Below are 21454 nucleotides of genomic sequence, written 5' to 3' on the forward strand. Positions count from 1 at the left end.
GGCCGGGCCCGGCGCGGGACGCGCCGCACCGCAGGTCCGGGACCGGTCCGCGGGGCTTTGCGGAACGGCCCCGGGGGGCCGGAAACGTCCGCTCCCCGGTGCCAGAGGTCCATGCCGACGACGGTTGTCCACAGGGGTGGTCCCGTCGCCGGACGACGCGTACGGTGCCAGACATGAAGATCCTCATCAGCGCCGACATGGAGGGCGCCACCGGCGTGACCTGGCCCGCCGACGTGCTGCCCGGCACGCCCCAGTGGGAGCGCTGCCGGCCGATGTTCACCTCGGACGTGAACGCGGCGGCGCTCGGCTTCCTCGACGGCGGCGCCGACGAGGTGCTGGTGAACGAGGCGCACTGGACGATGCGGAACCTGCTCCTGGAGCGGCTCGACGACCGCGTCCAGATGCTGACGGGACGGCACAAGTCGCTGTCCATGGTGGAGGGCGTCCAGCACGGTGACGTCGACGGCATCGCCTTCGTCGGCTACCACACCGGCGCCGGCGCCGAGGGCGTCCTCGCCCACACCTACCTCGCCAACTCGATCACCGGGGTCTGGCTGAACGGCCTGAGGGCGAGCGAGGGCGTGCTCAACGCGCACGTGGTCGCCGAGTACGGCGTCCCCGTTGTCCTCGTCACCGGCGACGACCTCACCTGCGAGGACGCCCTCGGCTACGCCCCCGAGGCCCTCAAGGTCGCGGTCAAGGACCACGTCTCCCGGTACGCGGCGGTGTGCCGCACCCCCGCCCGCACCGCCGCCGACATCCGGGCCGCCGCCCGCGAGGCCGCCGCCCTCGCGGTCCGCCACGACCCGGTCCACGCCGGCCCGCACACCGTCGAGGTCGAGTTCGACGCCGAGCACCTGGGCGCCGCCGCCACGGTGGTTCCCGGCGTGGCGCGGAGCGGCGAGCGGCGCGTCGCGTACACCAGCGCGACGATGTACGAGGCGATTCGCACGTTCAAGGCGGTGACGACCATCGTGTCGGCCGCCGTGGAGGAGCAGTATGGCTAGCAGCACGACCCCCGCAGACCCGTCCGCCCCGGACGCACCCGCCGCGGGGCCGGACCAGAGGGCCCTCGACGAGGTCGTCGCCCTCACCTCCGACCTCATCCGGATCGACACCACCAACCGGGGCGGCGGCGACTGCCGCGAGCGCCCCGCCGCCGAGTACGTCGCCGAACGGCTCGCCGACGCCGGTATCGAGCCGACCCTCCTGGAGCGCACCCCCGGCCGGACCAACGTCGTCGCCCGCATCCCCGGCACCGACCCGGACGCCCCGGCGCTCCTCGTCCACGGCCACCTCGACGTCGTCCCCGCCGACCCGTCCGAATGGACCGTCCACCCCTTCTCCGGCGAGGTCCGCGACGACGTCGTCTGGGGCCGCGGCGCCGTCGACATGAAGAACATGGACGCGATGGTCCTCGCCACCGTCCGCTCCTGGGCCCGCCAGGGCGTCCGGCCGCGCCGCGACATCGTCCTCGCCTACACCGCCGACGAGGAGGACAGCGCCGAGGACGGCTCCGGCTTCCTCGCCGACCGCCACGCCGCCCTCTTCGAGGGCTGCACCGAGGGCATCAGCGAGTCCGGGGCCTTCAGCTTCCACGCCCAGCCCGGCATGACCCTCTACCCCATCGGCGCCGGGGAGCGGGGCACCGCCTGGCTCAAGCTCACCGCCCGGGGCCGGGCCGGCCACGGCTCGAAGGTCAACGACAGCAACGCGGTGACCCGGCTCGCCGCCGCCGTCGCCCGCATCGGCGCCCACGACTGGCCGATCCGGCTCACCGCCACCGTCCGCGCGGCCCTCACCGAGCTGGCCGCCCTGCACGGCATCGAGATCGACGCCCACGCCCGCGACCTCGACGTGCCGCTCCTCCTCGACAAGCTCGGACCGGCCGCCGCCCTCGTCGAGGCCACCGTCCGCAACAGCGCCAACCCGACGATGCTCCAGGCCGGGTACAAGTGCAACGTCATCCCCGGCCAGGCCGTCGCCTACGTCGACGGACGCATGCTGCCCGGCACCGAGGAGGAGTTCGCCGCCACCATGGACCGGCTCACCGGCCCGGACGTGGACTGGGAGTTCCACCACCGCGAGGTGCCGCTCGAAGCGCCCGTCGACTCCCCGACCTTCGCCAAGCTGAGGGCCGCCGTCGAGCGCTTCGACCCGGGCGCCCGCGCCCTGCCCTTCACCATGTCCGGCGGCACCGACGCCAAGCAGTTCTCCCGCCTGGGCATCACCGGCTACGGCTTCTCGCCGGTGCGGCTGCCCCCGGGCATGGACTACGGGGCGCTGTTCCACGGCGTCGACGAGCGCGTCCCCGTCGACGCCCTCCACTTCGGCGTGCGGGTGCTCGACCACTACCTGAAGACCGCGTAGGACCACCGGACCCGGGGGAGCAGAGGATGCAGACAACGGCCGCCCACGGCAGCTGGCCGTCACCCGTCACCGCCGCGCTGGCGGCGGCCGACGACGGACGACCCGACGGACTCGGCACCGTCGGGGACGAGGTGTGGTGGACCGCGCCCCGGCCCACCGAGGGCGGCCGCCGGACCCTGGTCCGGCGGCGCGCCGACGGCACCGAGGAGACCGTCCTGCCCCCGCCGTGGAACGTCCGCAGCCGGGTCGTCGAGTACGGCGGCCGACCCTGGGCCGCCGTCGAACGGCCCGGCACCGGCCCCCTGCTGGTCTTCTGCCACTTCCCCGACCAGCGGCTCTACGCCCACGAGCCCGACGCGGGACCCGGCGCGGAGCCCCGGCCGCTCACCCCCGTCTCCCCGGTGGGCGGCGGACTGCGCTGGGCCGACCCGGTGCTGCTGCCCGAGCGGGGCGAGGTCTGGTGCGTCCTGGAGGAGTTCACCGGGCCCGCGCCCACCGACGTCCGCCGGGTGCTCGCCGCCGTCCCCCTCGACGGCTCCGCCGCCGAGGACCGGACGGCGGTGCGCGAACTCTCCGACGGGCGCCACCGGTTCGTCACCGGGCCCCGGATCTCCCCCGACGGCCGCCGGGCCGTCTGGATCGGCTGGGACCACCCCCTGATGCCCTGGGACGGCACCGAGGCCGTCCTCGCCGACATCACCCCCGAGGGCACCTTCGCCCGCGCCCGGACGGTCGCCGGCGGACCGGAGGAGTCGGTGCCGCAGGCCGACTGGGACGCCGCGGGCCGGCTCCTCTTCAGCAGCGACCGCACCGGCTGGTGGAACCTCTACCGCGCCGAGCTCGCCGACGACGGCACCCCCGGCCCGGCCCGGCCGCTCTGCCCCCGCGAGGAGGAGTTCGCCGGACCGCTCTGGCAGACCGGGCTCACCTGGTTCCGGGCCCTGGAGACCGGTCCCGTGGCCGTCCTCCACGGCCGCGGCGACGCCGTCCTCGGCATACTCGACCCCGAGACCGGCGTCCTCGCCGACGCCTCCGGCCCCTGGACCGTCTGGACCCCCACCCTCGCCGTCCACGGCACCCGCGTCCTCGGCGTCGCCGCCGGACCCGGCCGCCGCCACGAGGTCGTCGAACTCGACACCCGCACCGGCCGCACCCGCGTCGTCGGCTCCCCGCACACCGACCGCGTCGACCCCGCCCACTACCCCGAGCCCGTCGTCCGCATCTTCACCGGACCCGGCGGCCGGGAGATCCACGCCCACGTCCACCCGCCCCGCAACCCCGCCTTCACCGGCCCCGAGGGCGAGCTCCCGCCCTACGTCATCCGCGCCCACGGCGGCCCCACCGGCCACTTCCCGCTCGCCCTCGACCTGGAGACCGCCTACTTCACCTCGCGCGGCATCGGCGTCGCCGACGTCGACTACGGCGGCTCCACCGGCTACGGCCGCGCCTACCGCGAGCGGCTGCGCGGCCGGTGGGGCGTCGTGGACGTCGAGGACTGCGCCGCCGTCGCCCGCGCCCTCGCCGCCGAGGGCACCGCCGACCCCGCCCGCCTCGCGATCCGCGGCGGCAGCGCCGGCGGCTGGACCAGCGCCGCCTCCCTCGTCCACACGGACGTCTACGCCTGCGGCACGATCGTCTACCCCGTCCTCGACCTCAAGGGCTGGGCCACCGACGAGACCCACGACTTCGAGTCCCGCTACCTCGACGGCCTCGTCGGCCCGCTCGACGAGGTGCCCGAGCGGTACGAGGAGCGCTCCCCGATCGAGCACGTCGACCGGATCACCGCGCCCTTCCTCCTCCTCCAGGGCCTCGACGACGTCATCTGCCCGCCCGTCCAGGCCGAACGGTTCCTCGCCCGCGTCGCCGGCCGGGGCGTCCCGCACGCCGCCCTCTTCTTCCCCGGCGAGGGCCACGGCTTCCGTGCCGCCGACACCATGATCCGCGCCCTGGAGGCCGAACTCTCCCTCTACGCGAGGGTCTTCGGCTTCGACCGGCCCGACGTCCCGGCCCTGGAGCTGCGCACGTGACCACCGCCCCCGCCGTCCCGGCGCTCGCCCGGCCCGCGCGGCTGCGCCCCGGCGACCGGATCGCCGTGGTCGCCCCCAGCGGCCCCGTCCCCGAGGAGCGGCTCCGGCCGGGCCTCGACCTGCTGCGCGGCTGGGGCCTCGAACCGGTCGTCGCCCCGCACGTCCTCGACGCCCACCCGGCCCTCGGCCACCTCGCGGGCGCGGACGCGGCCCGGGCCCGCGACCTCACGGAGACGTACGCCGACCCGGCCGTCGCCGCCGTGATCTGCGCGCGCGGCGGCTACGGCGCCCAGCGCATGGTGGACCTGGTCGACTGGGCGGCGGTCCGCGCGGCCGGACCCAAGCCCTTCGTCGGCTACAGCGACGTCACCGCCCTGCACGAGGCCTTCGCCGTCCGCGCCGGTTTCGCCACCCTGCACGGACCGATGATCGCCACGGCCGCCTTCCTCACGGAGCCCCGCACCCGCGAGTCCCTGCGGTCCACCCTCTTCGAGCCGGAGAGGGTCCGCGCGCCGGGAGCGGCGACCGCGCGGGCCCTGGTGCCGGGCCGGGCCGCCGGCGTCACCCTCGGCGGCTGCGCCAGCCTGCTCGCCGCCGACCTCGGCACCCCGCACGCCCGGCCCTCCGCCCGCGGCGGGCTGCTCCTCCTGGAGGACGTGGGGGAGGAGCCGTACCGCCTCGACCGGATCTTCACCCAGCTGCTGCGCTCCGGCTGGCTCGACGGCGTCGCCGGGATCGTCCTCGGCTCCTGGGAGGAGTGCGGGCCGTACGAGGAGGTCCGCGCGCTCCTCGCCGACCGCTTCGGCGGCCTCGGCGTGCCGGTCCTGGAGGGGCTGGGCTTCGGCCACGACCCCGCCGCGCCCACCGTGCCGCTCGGCGTCCCCGCGGTCCTCGACGCCGACGCGGGCACGCTCGCCTTCGACGTCCCCGCCCTGGTCTGACCCGCCCCGGCCGCCCCCGCCACCGCCCCCGCCGCTACTCCGACGCCAGCTTCCGCCGGTGTTCCGTCGCCTTGCTCTGGCTGGTCTCCAGGTGGCGCAGGGCCAGTTCCTCGACGCCGGCCACGTCCCGGGCCTCGATGCGCCGGTAGAGCTCCTCGTGCTCCTCGGCCACCACGGTGAAGTCGTCGTGCTGGCCCAGCAGCCAGCGCATCCGGCTCCGCAGGGTGCCCTCCAGCTCGGTCAGCAGGGCGTTGTCGGCGAGCTCGGTGACGGTCTCGTGGAAGTCGGCGGCGGCCCGACGCGCCTCCGCCCCGTCGCCCCGCGCCGCCGCCGACTGCTCGGCGTCCAGGTCGGCGCGCAGCTTGGCGAGGCCCGCGCGGGTGCGGCGCTGGGCCGCGAGGCGGAAGGCCAGGACCTCCAGGGCGGACCGGACCTCGATGAGGTCGGTGATGTCGGAGTTGGTGAACTCTCGGACCACCGCCCAGGTGCGCGGCCGGGGCGTCACGAGCCCCTCGTTGACCAGGTCCCGCAGGGCGTCGCGGACCGGGAGGCGGCTCACGTCCAGCTCGGCCGCGATCTCCCGCTCGACCAGCCTGCTGCCGGGGGCCCGCGTCCCGTCGATGATCTGGTCGCGCAGGGTGCGCGTGATCCGCTCCGACTCGGGCCTGAACTCCTCAGCAGCTGTCATGGCCGCCATTCTCCCACCGGGAGGGCGGCGGGCGCCGCCCTCCCTCCCCGGCAGGTCAGAGCGCCGCGTACCCGGGGCGCACGACGTCCTCGATCAGCCGCAGGCGCTCCGGCAGCGGCAGGAACGCTGCCTCCAGGGCGGCGACCGTGAACTCCTCGAAGACCTCGGGGCCGTACCCGAAGGCGTCCGCCATGTGCTGGAACTCCTCGCTCATGGTGGTGCCGGAGACGAGGCGGTTGTCGGTGTTGAGGGTGACCCGGAAGCCGAGGCGGCGCAGCTCGTCGATCGGGTGCGAGGCGTAGTCCTTGGCGGCGCCGGTCTGGAGGTTGGAGGTGGGGCAGACCTCCAGGGCGATCCGGTTGTCGCGGACGTACGCGGCGAGCCGGCCGAGCGTGCCGTCCTCGGCGATGTCGTCGGTGATCCGCACGCCGTGCCCGATCCGCTCGGTGCCGCAGACCTGCACCGCCTCGTGGATCGACTCGGCGCCGACGGCCTCGCCCGCGTGGATGGTGAAGTGGCAGTTCTCCCGCTTGAGGTGCTGGAAGGCGGCCAGGTGGCGGGCGGGCGGGTTGCCGATCTCGCCGCCGGCGATGTCGAAGCCCGCGACGCCGTTGTCGCGGTGGGCGACGGTCAGTTCGGCGATCTCCAGGGAGCGGTCGGTGTGCCGCATGCCGGTGAGCAGCGCGCGGACGGTGATCCGGCCGCCGGTGCGGCGCTCGCCCTCGCGGAAGCCCTCGTTGACCGCCTCGACGACCTCGTCGAGGGTCAGCCCGGCCTCCAGGTGCTGCTCGGGGGCGTAGCGGACCTCGGCGTAGACGACCCCGTCGGCCGCCAGGTCCTCGGCGCACTCGGCCGCGATCCGCAGCAGCGCCTCCCGGGTCTGCATCACCGCGCAGGTGTGGGCGAAGGTCTCCAGGTAGCGCTCCAGCGAGCCGGAGTCGGCGGCGTCCCGGAACCAGACCGCGAGCTCGGCCGGGTCCTCGGTCGGCAGTGCGGTGTAGCCGCACTCCCGGGCCAGCTCGACGATGGTGGCCGGGCGCAGCCCGCCGTCGAGGTGGTCGTGGAGGACGGCCTTCGGGGCGCGGCGGATCCAGTCGGAGACGGCGGGCCGGGCGGACGTGGCAGGGTTGTCAGACAAGTGCATGGCGGGGAAGTGTACGTGATCCCGCGCCGCGCGGAACCCCCCGCCGGATTTTCTCCGTGCGGACTCCCGCCGGATCCCCTCCGCCGGATCCCCTCCGCCGGGTCTTCCCCGCGCGGACCCCCGCTGGATCTTCCCGTACGGCTCCGAGGGCGGAGGCCCGCGTCCGCCCCGGCCCGGCGGTCCGGGGCGCGGGGTCCGGCGGGCGCCGGGGTCAGTGGGACTGGAGGACCGGCAGGGCGGGGGCGCCGGTGGGCAGCATGTGCTTGGCGGCCAGGACGGGGACGTCCCCGACCCGCACCACCTGGGTGACCAGGACCGCCGGGGTGTCCGCGGGGCGGTCCAGCTGCTCGCCCCTGCGGCGCCCGAGCAGGGTGGCGGTGATGCCGCTGCGGGCGTGCAGGGCGACCTCCCGCGAGGCCCCGAGCAGCACCGAGAGCATCGACACGGCGTCGCCGGCCGGTCCCGGGGGGGCGCCCCCCGCCGGGGTCCCGCACTCCCGCAGCGCGCGGGCGAAGGCGGGATGGACGCGGTCCAGGACCTCGTCGGCCGCCGCCCACTCGTGGCAGAGCGCCGCCGGGCCCGCCTCGCCGGCCAGCACCGACTCCCAGAAGCGCAGCTCGGCGCGGGCCGGGGCCAGCAGGTGCTGGGTGGTGAAGTCGGTGGGCTCCTCCAGGGTGCGCAGCAGGGCCCGCACGCGCGGGCCCGTGCCCCCGCCGATCAGCTCCTCCAGCGGCTGGACGTGCTCGAAGCCCCGGTGCGGCGGGCGGGCGTTCACCGTCCGGCCCACTCCCCGGCGCACGGTGAGCAGCCCGTCCTCCTGGAGCAGCAGCAGCGCCTCGCGCAGGGCCGGCCGGCTCACGCCCAGTTCGGCGGCGAGCTTCGGCTCGGAGGGGAGGGTGGAGCCGGGCGGGTAGGTGCCGTCGTGGACGGCGTCCGCGATCCGCTCGTAGAGCGCGACCACGGGTCGCCGCCGGTGCCCGCTGACCGCCAAGGCCCCTCCTCGTCCGTCGTCCGGCCACCACCGTAGCCGCCCCTGGTTGTCTGACAAGTCACCCGGACGGAGCCGTCCACCGTCTCGCGGACCCGCCGGTCCCCCCATTCTGGTGCCACGGGCACGCCCGAGACGGACGACGGAGGAGAGGGCCGCGCATGAGTCCCAAGGACACGGCAGGCACGAAGCGGGGGGAGCGGCTCGGCGGCGTCACCCCCGGCCGGATCGCGATCGCGGTCGTCGCGGTCCTCCTGCTCGTCTTCATCTTCGAGAACACCCGCGAGGTGAAGATCCGGCTGCTGATCCCCGAGGTGACGATGCCGCTCTACCTCGCGCTGCTCGCCACCGCCCTGCTCGGCGGCCTCTGCGGCTGGTACGTCGCCCGGAGGGGTCCGAGGAGGAGGAAGTGAGGCGCGGGCCCCTGGCCGGGGCCCTCGCGGCGGCGGCCCTCGCGGCGGCGGTCGGCGCGGCCGGCGGGGCGGGCTCCCGGCGGGCCCGGGAGACGTCCGGTCCGTGGCCGCGGATGCCGGACTTCCGGGGCCGGGCCCTGTGGCGGGTCTTCACCCGCCTCGACCACCGCACCCGGCTCGACGTCCACGACGCGAGCGGCCGGGACCGGCGGGTGCTGTGGCCCCCGCGCTGGCGGGTCTGCACCCAGTACCCGGCCGCGGGCACGGGCCTGGACCGCCGCACCACGGTCGTCATCGGCGTCCTCCGCAAGGACGAGCCCTGCCCGGTCCGCGTGACGGCGGCCCGCCGCTGACCCCGCCCTACGGCCCGCCGCTGACCCCGCCCGTACGGGCCCCGCCGACCCCGCCCGTACCGGCCCCGCCGACCCGCCCGTACGGGCCGCGCCGCCGACCCGCCCGCGCGGCCTCCCGTTAGCCTGGGCCCGTGCCCGACGACCTCCACCGCTCCCGCTGCCTCGCCGCAGGCCCCCGCGTGGGGCTGCGGCCCTTCACGCCCGAGGACGGGGCGGAGTTCACCGCACGGGCCGAGGAGAGCGTCGGGCTGCACCGCCCGTGGCTGTTCCCGCCCCGGACGGCCGAGGAGTACGCGGCGTACGCGGCCGCGCTGACCGGGGAGGCGGCGCGGGCCGGGTTCCTGGTCTGCGAGCGGGCGGCGGGCGGCGGGATCGCCGGCTTCCTCACCGTCAACAACATCGTCCGCGGCGCCTTCCGCAGCGGCGCCCTCGGCTACGGCGCCTTCGCGCACGCCGCCGGGCGCGGACTGATGGGGGAGGCGCTGGACCTGCTCCTGGAGCACGCCTTCACGACGATGGGGCTGCACCGCCTGGAGGCCAACATCCAGCCCGGCAACGCCCCCTCGCGCGCCCTGGTCCGCCGGGCCGGCTTCCGTCTGGAGGGCTTCTCGCCCGCGATGCTGTTCATCGACGGGGCCTGGCGGGACCACGAGCGGTGGGCGATCACCGACCCTTGCGGTTGATCTTCATCGTGTCGAGGTCGGTCACCGTGGACTTCAGCCCCTTGTAGCCGTGACCGAGCGCGGCGAGCGCCGCCTCCACCCGCTCCTCGGCGAGCGCCCCGGCCATCTCGTCGCCGTCCTCCGCGTCCGACGCGACGACCAGCCGGTACGAGAAGTGCTTGAGCGCCCGGTCGTAGGTGAGGGAGCCCTCCTCGGTGAACCGCATGGCCGCCAGGCCGTGCTCCTCCACCTCGGCGAGCAGCCGCTCCCGGCTCTCGGGCGACAGCCCGTCGAAGGTGCCCCGCACGATGACCCGGTAGGTGTGTGGCGTGCCCATCTCTCGTACTCCCGTGGTGCTCCCGGTGCCCGCCACGGCGGCGGGCGACCCTCCACCCTAGGCCGGGGCCCGGTTCCGGCGCGCGCCATTAAACCGCGCCGGGGAGCCCTCCGCACCGCACGCCGGAGCCCTCGGGACCGCGCGGGAAAGCCCTGGTCACGCGGTCTGTTCAGGGCGGGCCCCGGCGTGTTCCATGGGCGGATGACGACCGTACGACGTGCCGTGCTCACCCTCCCGGCGGCCCCGCTCGGCCCGGACAACCCGCTGCCCGCCCTCCGGACCCCCGGCCCGGCGCACGCCCTCGGGCCCGAGGAGCTCGCCGCCCTGCCGCGCGACATGGCGCGGGGCATCGGCCGGGCGCCGCTGCGCAGCCTGCTGCCCGCTCCGGTCCGCGACGGCTACGGCCGCGACCGCCGGGAGGCGTCCCTGGACGCCCTCGTCCTGGAGAACGACCGGCTGCGGGTCACCGTCCTGCCCGGCCTCGGCGGCCGGATCCACTCCCTGCACCACAAGCCCACCGGCCGCGAACTCGTCTACCGCAACCCGGTGTTCCAGCCCGCCGCCTTCGCCCTCAACGGCGCCTGGTTCTCCGGCGGCGTCGAGTGGAACACCGGCGCCACCGGCCACACCACCCTCTCCTGCGCCCCGCTGCACGCGGCGACCGTGCCCGCCCCCGACGGCACGCCGATGCTCCGGCTCTGGGAGTGGGAGCGGCTGCGGGACCTGCCCTTCCAGGTCGACCTGTGGCTGCCGGAGGGTTCCGACTTCCTCCTCGTCGGCGTCCGGATCCGCAACCCCCACGAGCGCCCCGCGCCCGTCTACTGGTGGTCCAACACCGCCGTCCCCGAGCGCCGCAGGGTCCTCGCCCCCGCCGACACCGCCTGGCACCACGGCTACGAGCGGGGCCTGCGCAAGGTCCCCGTACCGGCGGGCGAGGACGGCACGGACCGCTCCCGGCCGGAGCACAGCACCCACGCCGGGGACTGGTTCTACGACCTCCCGGACGGCGGGCGCCGCTGGATCGCCGCGCTCGACGAGGACGGCACCGGCCTCGTCCAGACCTCCACCGACCGGCTGCGCGGCCGCAAGCTCTTCGTCTGGGGCACCGGCCCCGGCGGCCGCCGCTGGCAGGAGTGGCTCACCGCGCCGGGCACCGAGGGGTACGCCGAGATCCAGGCCGGTCTCGCCCGCACCCAGCTCGAACACCTCGAACTGGCGCCGGAGTCGGAGCTGAGCTGGCTGGAGGCGTACGGGCCGCTGGCCGCCGATCCGGCCGCGGCGCTGGGCCCCGACTGGGCGGCCGCCCGGGCGGAGGCCGAGCGGGCCCTGGACCTGGCCCTGCCCCGCGGCGCCGTCGACGCCGCGCACGCGGCCTGGCGGGAGGGGGCCGCCGACACCGACCCGGAGCCGGCCGCGGTCCTCGCCGCGGGGTCCGGCTGGGGCGCCCTCGACGTCCTGCGGGCCGGGCACGTCCTCCCCGGCACCCCCTTCCCCGAGACGACGCTCGGCGCCGAGCAGGAGCCCTGGCGGGACCTGCTGCGCACCGGCGCCCTGCCGCCGCCCGCGAAGGGCGCCGTGCCCTTCCCGCCGCAGACCGCCCCGGCCTGGCGGGACATGCTGGAGACCGCCCCCGCCGACCCGTCCACCGAGTACCACCTCGGCATCGCCCAGTGGCACGCGGGCGACCGGGCCCAGGCGGTCCGCAGCTGGGAGCGGGGGCTGGCCGGGGCGGCGGTGCGCTGGCCGCTGCTGTACTGCCTGGCCGTCGCCGACCGCGAGGAGGGGCATCCGGAGCGGGCCGCCCACCGCTTCGCCGAGGCGTGCGCGGAGCTGGCCGGGGCGGTGGACGGCCCGGCGGCGGTGACGGCCGCCGCCGCGCTGACCCGCGAGGCGGTCGACGCCCAGCTGGCGGTCGGCCGGACCGGCCGGGCCCGCGCCCTGTGGGAGGCGCTGCCCGGGGAGGTGCGGGCCCGGGGCGCCTTCAGGCTCCTGGAGGTCCGCCTCCTGCTCGCCGAGCACCGCCCGGCCGAGGCCCGCGCGGTCTTCGACGCGGGCTTCGAGGTCCCGGACCTCCGGGAGGGCGCGGAGGTCCTCGGCGACCTCTGGTCCCGGACCGGCGCGGAACCCCTCCCGGCCGCCTACGAGTTCCGCATGCGGCCCTGAGGGTCCGGCCGGGTCAGGAGACCCGGCAGACGATCTCGCCGTGCGGGACCATGAACCAGGCGTCCTCCTGGGCGCCCCACTCGCGCCAGGCCGCGTGGATCTCCTCCAGCTCGGCGCGGGTGGCGTGGCCGCCGTCGACCGCCAGGGCCGCGTAGGAGGAGGCCGTGGTGCGGTCCGCCCACAGCCCGCTCCACCAGGCCCGCTCGTCGGGGGTGGAGAAGGTCCAGGTGCCCGCCGTGGTGGCGATGTCGGTGAAGCCGGCCCGCCGGGCCCAGGCGAACAGCCGCCGCCCGGCGTCCGGTTCGCCGCCGTTGGCCCGCGCCACCCGGTGGTAGAGGTCCAGCCAGCCGTCCAGCCCGGGCCGTTCGGGGTACCAGGCGAAGGCGCCGTAGTCGCTGTCGCGGGCCGCGACGATCCCGCCCGGCCGGCACACCCGGCGCATCTCGCGCAGCGCCCGCACCGGGTCGCCCACGTGCTGGAGCACCTGGTGGGCGTGGACGACGTCGAAGGAGTCGTCGGGGAAGTCCAGGGAGTGGACGTCGGCGACCGCGAACGTGACGTTCTCCAGGCCCCGTTCGGCGGCGGTGGCCCGCGCCTTGTCCAGGACGTCCCCGGCGCTGTCGACGCCGGTGACCCGTCCCGGGGCGACCAGCGCGGCCAGGTCGGCGGTGATGGTGCCGGGTCCGCAGCCGACGTCCAGCACGTCGAGTCCCGGGCGCAGTTCGCCCAGCAGGTAGGCGGCCGAGTTGGCGGCGGTGCGCCAGGTGTGGGAGCGGAGGACCGACTCGTGGTGGCCGTGGGTGTAGACGGCGGTCTCGCGGGTCGTGGACCGCTCGGCGGCGTGCGTCATGGAAGCGACTCCCTCGGTGTGGGTGCGTGCCTCCACCGTAGATCCGCTCGCCGCATGGTGAGACCCGTGTCTTGCCATGTGGACGAGCTGGCCTCGGTGGAGCGCGGTCAAGCGGCATCCGGGGGAGGGGAGTTCGGCGGTCCGTCGGGGGAGGGGGTCGGGGGGCCGGGGCGGCGGGGGGCGAGTGGAGTTGGTTTCTAGAAAAGACTTCTATATGTTTCCGTGCGGGGGGACGCGCCGGGGGAGCGCGTTCCGCGGAGGCGGCCCGGACCGTGGGGGAACCGGGCCGCCACCGCGCCTCCACCGCCCCTCCACCGCGCCTCCCGCCGGCCTGAGGCCGCCCCCCACCCTCCCCCGCGCTTCCTGTGACAGCCTCGTGAACAGGCGCCGGGACCCCGCCCCACCACCCCCGCGCGCCCCTACGATCGGCCCGCCGCCGTCCGGCGGCCCGACCCGTGACCGCGCCGAGGAGTCCCGTGCCGCACCCGTCCGAGCCCGCCCGCCGCTCGCTCCTGAAGGCCCTCACCGCCGTCCCGGCCGCCGCCGCGCTCGCCGGGGCCGCCGGCCCGGCCGCCGCCGCGCCCCTCGCCGCCCCCGGCATCGTCAAACCGCTGCCCGAGGCGCACTTCACCGTGCGCGGCACCAACGCCGAAGCCCGCTTCGACGCCCTCGGCGACACCGGACCCCTCACCCCCGCCGCCCGCTTCTTCGTCCGCAACCACACCTCCACCCCCGTCCTCGACGCGGCGGACTGGCGGCTCACCCTCTGGGGCGACGGACTCCACGGCCGCACCCCCGTCCACTTCACCCTCGGACAGCTCCGCGACCTGCCCTCCGTCACCCGGACGGCCCTCGTCGAATGCGCCGGGAACGGCCGCAGCCTCTACGCCACCCAGCAGGGCCAGACCGTCTCCGGCACCCCCTGGACCCTCGGCGCCGTCGGCGCCGCCCGCTGGCGCGGCGTCCCCCTCCGCGAGGTCCTGCACCGCGCCGGCCTCGCCCACGACGCCGTCGACCTGCTGCCGCGCGGCCTGGACGCCCCGTACGTCTCCGGCGGCACCGACTTCGGCCGGGTCCGCCGCCCGCTGCCCGTCGCCAAGGCGCTGGACGACGTGATCCTTGCGTACGAGATGAACGGCGAGCCGCTCCCGTACGACCACGGACACCCCGTCCGGCTCATCGTGCCGCACTGGGTCGGCATCGCCTCCATCAAGTGGCTCGGCGACATCGAGGTCGCCACCCGCCCGCTCGCCAGCCCCTGGTCCACCGACTGGTACCGCCTCTTCGGCGAGGCCCACTCGCCCGGCGGCAGCGCCCCGATCACGGAGCAGACGCTCAAGTCCGGCTTCCAGCTGCCCTTCGGCGCCGCCCTGGAGGCCGGCCGCGTCCACCGGCTCACCGGCCGCGCCTGGTCCGCCCACGCGCCCGTCCGCTCCGTCGACGTCTCCACCGACGGCGGCGCCACCTGGCGCCCCGCCCGCCTCCACGACGACCCCCGGCGCGCCGCCTGGGTCCGCTGGTCGGCGGCCTGGCGCCCGGCCCGCACCGGACCCGCCACCCTGCTCTCCCGCACCACCGACGCCGCCGGGAACGTCCAGCCCGACACCGCCGTCGCCAACACCCAGGGCTACCTCTTCGACGCGGTCGTCCGTCACCCGGTCACGGTCTCCTGAGCGCGGACCACGGCCTCCCGAGAATGTAGAACGGCGCATTTGCGCTTATAACAGGGCAGGGGGACGCCCTGCCCGGCGCCCCCGTGCGCTCAGGAGGTACGGGACATGCGGGAGACGGCTCCGGAAGGCCGCGGGCCGGTGCGCTACGGCCCGCCCGTGCCCGAGAGCGGCCGGTCCGTCCCCCCGGAGCTCGCCGCGCTCCTCGCGGCCGCCGCCGGCCGGACCGCCCCCGAACCGCCCGGCGGCGGACCCGTGCTGCGCGAGGCCGCCGCCGGCTACTGGTGGCGCCGCGGCCTGCGCGGCCACGCCGAGGACTCCCTCGTCGCCCCCGGCGCCCCCGCCCTCCTCCTCGCGCTCCTCGCCGCCCACGGCGGCGACGTGCTGCTGCCCCGGCCCTGCCCCGCCTGGTGGACCCCGCAGGTCCGGCTCCTCGGCCGGTTCGCGTACCACGTGCCCACCGCCCCGGAGGCGGGCGGCGTCCCCGACCCGTACGCCCTCCTGGAGACCGTCCGCCGGGTCCGTGCCGAGGGCGGCGACCCCCGGGTGCTGCTGCTGTCCGTCGCCGACGACCCCACCGCCGGCGTCGCCCCGCCCGAACTCGTCCGCGAGAGCTGCGAGGCCGCCGTCGCCGAAGGGCTCCACGTCATCAGCGACGAGACCTGGCGCGACACCCTCCACCACCCGCAGGACACCGTCCTCGTCAGCCCCGCCGAGATGTGCCCCGACGACGTCACCGTCCTCGCCGACCTCGCCGGCGGCGGCCTCGTCCCCGGCTCCTGGCCCTGCGCGATCGCCCGCTTCCCGCCCACCGGCCCGGCCCGCGCCGACCGCTACCGCGACCCCCGGGCCCGCGTCCTCGACGTGCTCACCGCCCTCGGTGCCGTGACGGCCGCCCCGGTCGCCCCCGCCGTCGCCCACGCCCTCGGCGAACCCGAGGACGTCTCCGTACCGGCCCGCCGCGCAGCCGGCGTCCACGGCCGGCTGGCCGCCGCCGCCCACCGCGCCGTCCTCGACGCCGGCGCCCTCGCCCGGCCCCCGCGGGCCGGCCGCCACCTCTACGCCGACCTCGGCCCGCTCCGGCCCGGCCTCGCCGCCCACGGCGTCACCGACTCCCTGGAACTGGAGAACCACCTCACCGCCCGCCTCGGCCGGCCCGTCCCCGGCGGCCACCGCTTCGGCGACGAACTCGGCGCCCTCCGGGTCCGCCTCGACACCGCCCCGCTGCTCGGCACGACCCCGCCGGAACGCGCCGAGACCCTCGCCGCCCGCGAACCCGAACGCCTGCCCCAGGTCACGAACGCCCTGGCCGCCCTCTCCGCCGCCCTGCGAGAACTCGCCTGAACCCGCTCCCACAGCCCCCGCCCCCACGGACCACCCCCACCGGACGGTCCCCCGCCGGACCGCCTCCCCCGCCGCGCAGAACGGAGCCCGCAGATGACCGAACGGACGGCCCGCCCCGCCCCGGCCGCCGAGGCCCCGCGCCCGCCCGCGCCCGCCCCGCTCCCCACCTCCGTCCTCCAGCCCCTCGGCCGGCTGCGCCACGACTGGCCCCGCAGCTTCGCCGACCGGCTCACCGCGCCGCTGCCCGGCGTCCGCGCGCTCGCCCGGCTCGCCCGCGAAGGAGCCGTACGCCCCCGGCCCGAGGGCCTGCGGGACATCCCGCTGCTGCCCTTCGAGCCCGGCCCGCCGCCGCCCGCCGGGCCCGGCACCGTCGCCGTCACCTGGGCCGGGCACGCCAGCTGGGTCCTGCGCGTCGGCGGCCTCACCGTCCTCACCGACCCCGTCTGGTCCCGCCGCATCCTCGGCACCCCCGCCCGGCTCACCCCGGTCGGCGTCCGCTGGGAGGACCTGCCGCCGGTCGACGCGGTCGTCATCAGCCACAACCACTTCGACCACCTCGACGCCCCCACCCTCCGGCGCCTCCCGCGCGCCACCCCGGTCCTCGTCCCGGCCGGGCTCGGCCGCTGGTTCGTCCGCCGCGGCTTCACCCGCGTCACCGAGCTCGACTGGTGGGAGGCGGTCGAACTCGGCGGCGTCCGCTTCGACTTCGTCCCCGCCCACCACTGGTCCAAGCGGACCCTCCTGGACACCTGCCGCTCCCTGTGGGGCGGCTGGGTGCTCACCGACCCCGCCGGTCGGCGGGTCTACTTCGCCGGGGACACCGGATACGGCCACTGGTTCGCCGAGATCGGCCGCCGCCACCCCGGCATCGACCTCGCGCTCCTCCCCATCGGCGCCTACGACCCGCGCTGGTGGCTCAGCGACGTCCACACCGACCCGGAGGAGGCCGTCCGCGCCCACCAGGACCTGGGCGCCCGCCGGATGGCCCCCATGCACTGGGCCACCTTCGTCCTCTCCTCCGAGCCCGTCCTCGAACCCCTCACCCGGGTCAGGGCCGCCTGGGAACGGGCCGGGCTGCCCCGCGAGGACCTGTGGGACCTCCCGGTCGGCGGCTCACGCGTCCTCGTGCCGTAGCGCGCCCCGCCGACCGCCCCGCCGACCGCCCCGCAGCCGCCGCCACCCCGCCGGAACGGCCCCGACCAGCAGCGTCAGGCCCACCGCCGCCACCACGCCCTGCCACGGCTCCGGGAAGAGCGAACCGCCCAGGATGCCGATCAGCTGGTACGTCGCCGCCCACGCCAGACACGCCGCCGCGTCGCCCCGGGCGAACCGGCGCAGCGGCATCCGGGCCAGCAGGCACGCCAGCATCACCGGGATCCGGCCGGCCGGCACCAGCCGCGACAGCACGAGCACCGACACCTGGTGGCTGTCGAGCCGCTCCTGCGCGTGCGCCAGCCGCTCCGGCGTCACCCGGCCGCGCAGCGCCGCCAGCCAGCGGGACCCGCCCCGCGAGCGGACGCCCCGCTGCCCCAGCCAGTACAGCGCCAGGTCGCCGAGGAAGGCGGCGGACGCGGCCAGCAGGAAGACGAAGAGCAGGGAGAACGGCGAGCTCTGGTGGAAGGCCACCACCGCCGCCGAGCTGACGACCGCCCCCGTCGGCACCACCGGCACCAGCGCGCCCAGCGCCACCAGCAGGAACAGCGACGGATAGCCGACCGCCTGCTGCGTCGACTCCGGCGGCAGGTCGCGCACGGCCGCCAGCAGTCCTCCGGTCACCGGGCGACCTCCGGGCGCACCCGCTCGCCGTGCCCGAGCCGGTGGACCGTCACCTTCGGCGCCAGCCGGGCCGCCTGGCGCACGAACTCGTCGCCCGGCGCGTGGAACTCGTGCGGCCGGACCCCGTCCAGACCGACCGGCCAGTACGTGCCGTAGTGCACCGGCACCGCCGCGGCGGGGGACAGCGCGGCCAGCGCCTCGGCGGCGCGGGCCGCGTCCAGGTGCCCCTGGCCCAGGAACGGGCCCCAGCCGCCCACCGGCAGCAGCGCCACGTCCACCGGGCCGACCTCCTCCGCCATGGCGTCGAACAGGCCGGTGTCCCCGGCGAAGTACGTCCGCGCCCCGCCCTCGATCACGTACCCGAGCGCGGGGGAGCGGTGCGGGCCCACCGGCAGCCGCCGGCCGTCGTGGCGCGCGGGGACGGCCCGTACCGCCACGCCCTCCACCGCCACCTCGTCCCCGGCGGACACCTCCGTCAGCCGCAGCCCTCCCGCGGCCAGCCGGCGCAGCCCCGGCACGGCGTCCGGCGCGCCGCGCGGCACCAGCAGCCGGGTGCCCGGCGCGAGCCGGGCCAGCGACGGCAGGTGCAGGTGGTCGGCGTGCAGGTGCGAGACGAGGACCGCCTCCGCGACGGCGGCCTCCGGCGGCGGCGGGGCGCCGCGGCGGCGGCGCAGGTGCGCGAGGCGCCGCGCGAACAGCGGGTCGGTGAGGAACCGGACCCCGGAGTCCTCGACCGTGCAGGTCGCGTGCCCCCACCAGGTGACCTCCACCGGCATGCCGCCCTTCCGTCGCCCGCTCGCGCCTCTCCTGACGAGGGTAGATGTCCGCGGGCCGCTTCCCCCACACCCCCGCGGGCCTCCCGCGGGCCTTCCCGGGGCAGTAGGGTCGCCCCATGAACGACGTCCGGGTCGCGGCGATCGCCAGCCTCACCCCGCTCGAAGAGCTCGACTCCGTCCCCTTCCTCGTCGACACGCGCGGCCAGCGGGCCGCGTGCGCCCGCTGGGCGGACGAGCGGGGCTACGTCCTCGCCCGCGAACTCCTCTTCTACGGCGTCCGCCCCGACCACGACGAGCTGTGGGCCGACGTGGAGTCCGGGGAGGTGGACCTCTTCGTCGCCGCGAACGAGCGGGTCCTCGACCGCGCGCTGACCTCCGTCCCGGGCTTCCGCGCAGAGTGCGCGCGGCGGGGCGTGCGCCTGGAGACCGCCGACGCGCAGCCCCCCGTCTACGACTCCGCCGCCCGGGCGGCCGTCCACCGCCGCCTCTCCATGCCCACGGCCGGGTACGACGGGACCTGAGGCCGCCCGGGGCGGCGACGGCGGAGACCCGGCGCCGCACGGCGCCGGAGACGGCGGGAACCCGGCGTCCTGTCGCCGTCCCGCCCGTCGCCGCCCCCGTCCCCGCTCCCCTCCCGCGCCCCTTTCCCGTCCCGGCCGTGCCCGGACGCCCGGCGGTGGGTAGATGTGTCAGGGTAGGGGGACGTTTGGGTGAAAGGTGACGGGCGGCGTGGGTGACGGGCGAAGGGGAGGCGGCGCCGGCCGCTGGCGCACCGCGGGCCGGACGGCCGTGCGGGTGCTCACCGTGTGGGCCGTGTCGACGCTCACCCTGCTGCTGCTCGCCGGTCTGCTCCCGGACTTCCAGCTCCAGTCCGCCGACGGCGACAGCCTCACCCGCACGGCCCTGACGGCCGCCTGGGCCGCCGGTGCCTTCGGCCTGCTGACCGCGCTCGTCTGGCCGCTGGCGGTACGGGCGCTGCTGCTCGTCCCCGCCCTCGTCCTCGGCCTGCTCGCCTTCTTCCTCAACGGCTCGCTCCTCCTCGTCGCGCTCTGGCTGATCCCGGACGGGCGCGGGGCCGCCGACCCGGAGACGGCGGTCGTGGTCGCCGCCGTGATGTCGGCGGTCGCCTCCGCCACCTCCACCGCGCTCGCGGTGCGGGACGACGACGCCTACCGCCGCCGGCTCTACCGGCTGACCGGCCGCACCCGCCCCCGAGACCCGCGCTCCGCGCCCGCCCCCGGCACCGTCTTCCTCCAGCTCGACGGCGTCGGCCACCGGGCGCTGCGGGACGCCGTCGCCGACGGCCTGATGCCGACGGTGGCGGGCTGGCTCGACGCGGGCCACCGGCTCACCCCCTGGCGCACGGACTGGTCGAGCCAGACGGGTGCCAGCCAGCTCGGCATCCTGCACGGCAGCAACGAGGACGTGCCGGCCTTCCGCTGGTACGAGAAGGACACCGGCCGCGTCATGGTGTCGAACCGGCCGGCGAGCGCGGTCGAGCTCCAGCGCCGGGCGGTGCGCCGCACCGGCGACGACGGGCTCCTCAGCCTCGACGGCGCCTCCCGGGGCAACCTCTTCAGCGGCGGCGCCGACGAGGTGGCGCTGGTGCTGACGGTGGCCGCCCGGCGGGGCCGGAGGAACCGCTCGCGGGCCGGGTACTTCGCGTACTTCTCCGACCCGGCCAACGCCGTCCGGACCGCGGGCTCCCTCGTCGGCGAGGTCGTCCGCGAGGTGGTCCAGTCGACCCGGTCCCGGCTGCGCCGCGAGACCCCCAGGATCCCGCGCGGAGGCACCTACCCCTTCGTCCGCGCCTTCGCGACGGTGGTCGAGCGGGACGTCGTGGTCGCCGCTGTGATGGGCGACATGCTCGCGGGCCGCACCGCCGTCTACGCCGACCTGGTGGCGTACGACGAGGTGGCGCACCACTCGGGGCCGCGCGGCCGGGACACCGACCAGGTGCTGCGCCGCCTCGACCGCGCCGTCGGGCTGATCGCCCGGGTCGCCGAGCACGCCCCGCGGCCGTACCGGATCGTGCTCCTCTCCGACCACGGGCAGAGCCCGGGGGAGACCTTCGAGGGGGCGTACGGGCTGACGCTGAAGGACCTGGTGCGGGCGGGCTGCGGGCTGCCGGTGTCGCGCCGGGCCGGCCGGACCCGCAGCGGCGCCGAGGCCCGGGCCGCCGCCCGCGACGCGCTGCGCAGCGCCCTGCACCGGCCGGTGGAGACGGGCGGCGAGGAGGAGCGGGAGCTGCCCGCCCGGCCCTCCGAGCCGGTCGTCCTCGCCTCGGGGAACCTCGGCCTGGTCTCCTTCCCCGACGTGCCGCACCGGCTGACGAAGGAGGAGATCGACCGGCGCCATCCGGCGCTGCTGCGGACGCTGGCCCAGCACCCGGGGATCGGCTTCCTCCTGGTGGCGAGCGCGGAGCACGGCTCGGTGGTGCTGGCGGGGGACGGGGTGGAGGTGCCGGTGGCGCAGCTGGCCGACGACGGGCCGCTCGCGGTCTTCGGCCGGGGCGCGGCCGACGCCGTCCGGCGCACCGACGGCTTCCCGCACGTCGCCGACATCATGGTCAACTCGATGTACGACCCGGCGACCGGGACCGTGCACGCCTTCGAGGAGCAGATCGGCTCGCACGGAGGGCTGGGCGGCGAGCAGGCGCGCCCCTTCCTGCTCTCCCCGCCGGAGCTGTCCCCGCCCGTCGCGGAGGGGGAGGAGCTGGTGGGCGCCGAGCGGGTCCACCGGGTGCTGCGGCGCTGGCTGCGCGAGGGCGACGGGCCGCAGGTGCCGCTGGAGCGCCCGGCGGGGAGCCAGGAGATTTCCCCGCCCCAGACCGAAGCGGAATCACTTCTTCCGGTCGAGGGGCCGGTCGTGCCAGACAAAAACCACTGATTTGGACGGGTGTTCGCCGTACCCGACCATGGTCCGGTTCCGGAGGATTGTCCGGTCCTGCAC

The 21454-nt window shown here is 76.8% G+C and carries 20 protein-coding genes; 13 read left to right on the plus strand and 7 right to left on the minus strand.

Going from position 1 to position 21454, the window contains the following annotated elements:
• Positions 1-173: 173 nt before the first annotated feature.
• The 4 genes from IE326_RS39740 to IE326_RS39755 are packed head-to-tail and all read left to right on the plus strand — an operon-like array spanning position 174 to position 5338.
• Positions 174-1007, plus strand: a complete 834-nt coding sequence (locus IE326_RS39740; RefSeq protein ID WP_150235133.1) for a M55 family metallopeptidase — start codon at positions 174-176, stop codon at positions 1005-1007.
• Entirely contained in the window at positions 1000-2370 is a 1371-nt protein-coding gene (locus tag IE326_RS39745; protein ID WP_190045100.1) for a M20/M25/M40 family metallo-hydrolase, read from the plus strand. Before IE326_RS39740 ends, IE326_RS39745 begins: the two co-directional genes overlap by 8 nt.
• 26 nt (positions 2371-2396) lie before the next feature.
• On the plus strand, positions 2397-4397 hold the full coding sequence (locus tag IE326_RS39750) for a S9 family peptidase (protein WP_190045101.1): 2001 nt from the start codon (positions 2397-2399) through the stop codon (positions 4395-4397).
• Positions 4394-5338, plus strand: a complete 945-nt coding sequence (locus IE326_RS39755) for a S66 peptidase family protein (RefSeq protein ID WP_190045102.1) — start codon at positions 4394-4396, stop codon at positions 5336-5338. The genes IE326_RS39750 and IE326_RS39755 overlap by 4 nt, the downstream gene beginning before the upstream one ends.
• A gap of 34 nt (positions 5339-5372) precedes the next feature.
• On the opposite strand, the gene IE326_RS39760 is transcribed toward IE326_RS39755, so the two are convergent.
• From IE326_RS39760 to IE326_RS39770, 3 genes are all read right to left on the minus strand, one after another.
• Positions 5373-6026 carry a GntR family transcriptional regulator gene (locus IE326_RS39760; protein WP_150235125.1) on the minus strand — a complete coding sequence of 218 codons (654 nt, stop codon included), beginning with the start codon at positions 6024-6026 and terminating at the stop codon, positions 5373-5375.
• A gap of 55 nt (positions 6027-6081) precedes the next feature.
• Positions 6082-7170: an adenosine deaminase gene (locus IE326_RS39765; RefSeq protein WP_190045103.1), complete on the minus strand. Its 1089-nt coding sequence runs from the start codon at positions 7168-7170 to the stop codon at positions 6082-6084.
• A gap of 211 nt (positions 7171-7381) precedes the next feature.
• Positions 7382-8161, minus strand: coding sequence for a GntR family transcriptional regulator (locus IE326_RS39770; RefSeq protein WP_190045104.1), 780 nt, complete (start codon positions 8159-8161; stop codon positions 7382-7384).
• Between the two features lie 158 nt (positions 8162-8319).
• Here IE326_RS39770 and IE326_RS39775 point away from each other — a divergent pair, with 158 nt between their 5' ends.
• From IE326_RS39775 to IE326_RS39785, 3 genes are all read left to right on the plus strand, one after another.
• Positions 8320-8571, plus strand: coding sequence for a lipopolysaccharide assembly protein LapA domain-containing protein (locus IE326_RS39775; protein WP_150235119.1), 252 nt, complete (start codon positions 8320-8322; stop codon positions 8569-8571).
• Entirely contained in the window at positions 8568-8924 is a 357-nt protein-coding gene (locus IE326_RS39780) for a hypothetical protein (RefSeq protein ID WP_190045105.1), read from the plus strand. Before IE326_RS39775 ends, IE326_RS39780 begins: the two co-directional genes overlap by 4 nt.
• A 131-nt stretch (positions 8925-9055) precedes the next feature.
• The gene (locus IE326_RS39785) at positions 9056-9607 is read left to right on the plus strand and encodes a GNAT family N-acetyltransferase (RefSeq protein ID WP_150235115.1); all 552 of its coding nucleotides are present in this window, start codon (positions 9056-9058) and stop codon (positions 9605-9607) included.
• Here the strand turns inward: IE326_RS39785 and IE326_RS39790 are convergent.
• Positions 9588-9923 carry a DUF6204 family protein gene (locus tag IE326_RS39790; protein ID WP_150235113.1) on the minus strand — a complete coding sequence of 112 codons (336 nt, stop codon included), beginning with the start codon at positions 9921-9923 and terminating at the stop codon, positions 9588-9590. The two genes, IE326_RS39785 and IE326_RS39790, sit on opposite strands and share 20 nt — an antisense overlap.
• Before the next feature lie 201 nt (positions 9924-10124).
• On the opposite strand from IE326_RS39790, the gene IE326_RS39795 reads away from it, so the two are divergent.
• Positions 10125-12086 carry a DUF5107 domain-containing protein gene (locus IE326_RS39795; RefSeq protein ID WP_190045106.1) on the plus strand — a complete coding sequence of 654 codons (1962 nt, stop codon included), beginning with the start codon at positions 10125-10127 and terminating at the stop codon, positions 12084-12086.
• 13 nt (positions 12087-12099) lie between these two features.
• On the opposite strand, the gene IE326_RS39800 is transcribed toward IE326_RS39795, so the two are convergent.
• A complete protein-coding gene (locus IE326_RS39800) occupies positions 12100-12936 on the minus strand; it encodes a methyltransferase domain-containing protein (protein ID WP_190045107.1) in 837 nt (278 codons plus the stop codon).
• A gap of 476 nt (positions 12937-13412) precedes the next feature.
• On the opposite strand from IE326_RS39800, the gene IE326_RS39805 reads away from it, so the two are divergent.
• From IE326_RS39805 to IE326_RS39815, 3 genes are all read left to right on the plus strand, one after another.
• A complete protein-coding gene (locus tag IE326_RS39805) occupies positions 13413-14609 on the plus strand; it encodes a sulfite oxidase (protein WP_190045108.1) in 1197 nt (398 codons plus the stop codon).
• 105 nt (positions 14610-14714) lie between these two features.
• Positions 14715-15950 (plus strand): aminotransferase class I/II-fold pyridoxal phosphate-dependent enzyme, encoded by a 1236-nt coding sequence (locus tag IE326_RS39810; RefSeq protein WP_150235105.1) that lies wholly within the window; start codon positions 14715-14717, stop codon positions 15948-15950.
• Positions 15951-16043: 93 nt separating this feature from the next.
• Positions 16044-17084 carry an MBL fold metallo-hydrolase gene (locus tag IE326_RS39815; RefSeq protein ID WP_150235102.1) on the plus strand — a complete coding sequence of 347 codons (1041 nt, stop codon included), beginning with the start codon at positions 16044-16046 and terminating at the stop codon, positions 17082-17084.
• Here IE326_RS39815 and IE326_RS39820 read toward each other — a convergent pair.
• Both IE326_RS39820 and IE326_RS39825 read right to left on the minus strand, forming a co-directional pair.
• Complete coding sequence (locus tag IE326_RS39820) at positions 17064-17726, minus strand: DedA family protein (RefSeq protein ID WP_229915922.1); 663 nt, start codon at positions 17724-17726, stop codon at positions 17064-17066. The two genes, IE326_RS39815 and IE326_RS39820, sit on opposite strands and share 21 nt — an antisense overlap.
• On the minus strand, positions 17723-18502 hold the full coding sequence (locus IE326_RS39825; RefSeq protein WP_150235100.1) for an MBL fold metallo-hydrolase: 780 nt from the start codon (positions 18500-18502) through the stop codon (positions 17723-17725). Before IE326_RS39825 ends, IE326_RS39820 begins: the two co-directional genes overlap by 4 nt.
• Positions 18503-18618: 116 nt before the next feature.
• Between IE326_RS39825 and IE326_RS39830 the strand changes: the two genes are divergently transcribed.
• Positions 18619-19023: a recombinase family protein gene (locus IE326_RS39830; protein ID WP_150235098.1), complete on the plus strand. Its 405-nt coding sequence runs from the start codon at positions 18619-18621 to the stop codon at positions 19021-19023.
• A 208-nt stretch (positions 19024-19231) separates the two neighbouring features.
• Positions 19232-21391 (plus strand): phage holin family protein, encoded by a 2160-nt coding sequence (locus IE326_RS39835; protein ID WP_190045109.1) that lies wholly within the window; start codon positions 19232-19234, stop codon positions 21389-21391.
• Positions 21392-21454: the final 63 nt, after the last annotated feature.

It is taken from the genome of Streptomyces filamentosus, from assembly GCF_014654895.1.
Classification (GTDB): Bacteria; Actinomycetota; Actinomycetes; order Streptomycetales; family Streptomycetaceae; genus Streptomyces; species Streptomyces filamentosus.

What these genes read in the sequence shown, in the direction of transcription:
- IE326_RS39830 (WP_150235098.1), top strand. Translation starts at nt 18,619, where the DNA reads ATGAACGACGTCCGGGTCGCGGCGATCGCCAGCCTCACCCCGCTCGAA.
- IE326_RS39745 (WP_190045100.1), top strand. Translation starts at nt 1,000, where the DNA reads ATGGCTAGCAGCACGACCCCCGCAGACCCGTCCGCCCCGGACGCACCC.
- IE326_RS39825 (WP_150235100.1), bottom strand. Translation starts at nt 18,502, where the DNA reads ATGCCGGTGGAGGTCACCTGGTGGGGGCACGCGACCTGCACGGTCGAG.
- IE326_RS39760 (WP_150235125.1), bottom strand. Translation starts at nt 6,026, where the DNA reads ATGACAGCTGCTGAGGAGTTCAGGCCCGAGTCGGAGCGGATCACGCGC.
- IE326_RS39775 (WP_150235119.1), top strand. Translation starts at nt 8,320, where the DNA reads ATGAGTCCCAAGGACACGGCAGGCACGAAGCGGGGGGAGCGGCTCGGC.
- IE326_RS39750 (WP_190045101.1), top strand. Translation starts at nt 2,397, where the DNA reads ATGCAGACAACGGCCGCCCACGGCAGCTGGCCGTCACCCGTCACCGCC.
- IE326_RS39800 (WP_190045107.1), bottom strand. Translation starts at nt 12,936, where the DNA reads ATGACGCACGCCGCCGAGCGGTCCACGACCCGCGAGACCGCCGTCTAC.
- IE326_RS39815 (WP_150235102.1), top strand. Translation starts at nt 16,044, where the DNA reads ATGACCGAACGGACGGCCCGCCCCGCCCCGGCCGCCGAGGCCCCGCGC.
- IE326_RS39765 (WP_190045103.1), bottom strand. Translation starts at nt 7,170, where the DNA reads ATGCACTTGTCTGACAACCCTGCCACGTCCGCCCGGCCCGCCGTCTCC.
- IE326_RS39740 (WP_150235133.1), top strand. Translation starts at nt 174, where the DNA reads ATGAAGATCCTCATCAGCGCCGACATGGAGGGCGCCACCGGCGTGACC.
- IE326_RS39810 (WP_150235105.1), top strand. Translation starts at nt 14,715, where the DNA reads ATGCGGGAGACGGCTCCGGAAGGCCGCGGGCCGGTGCGCTACGGCCCG.
- IE326_RS39795 (WP_190045106.1), top strand. Translation starts at nt 10,125, where the DNA reads ATGACGACCGTACGACGTGCCGTGCTCACCCTCCCGGCGGCCCCGCTC.
- IE326_RS39790 (WP_150235113.1), bottom strand. Translation starts at nt 9,923, where the DNA reads ATGGGCACGCCACACACCTACCGGGTCATCGTGCGGGGCACCTTCGAC.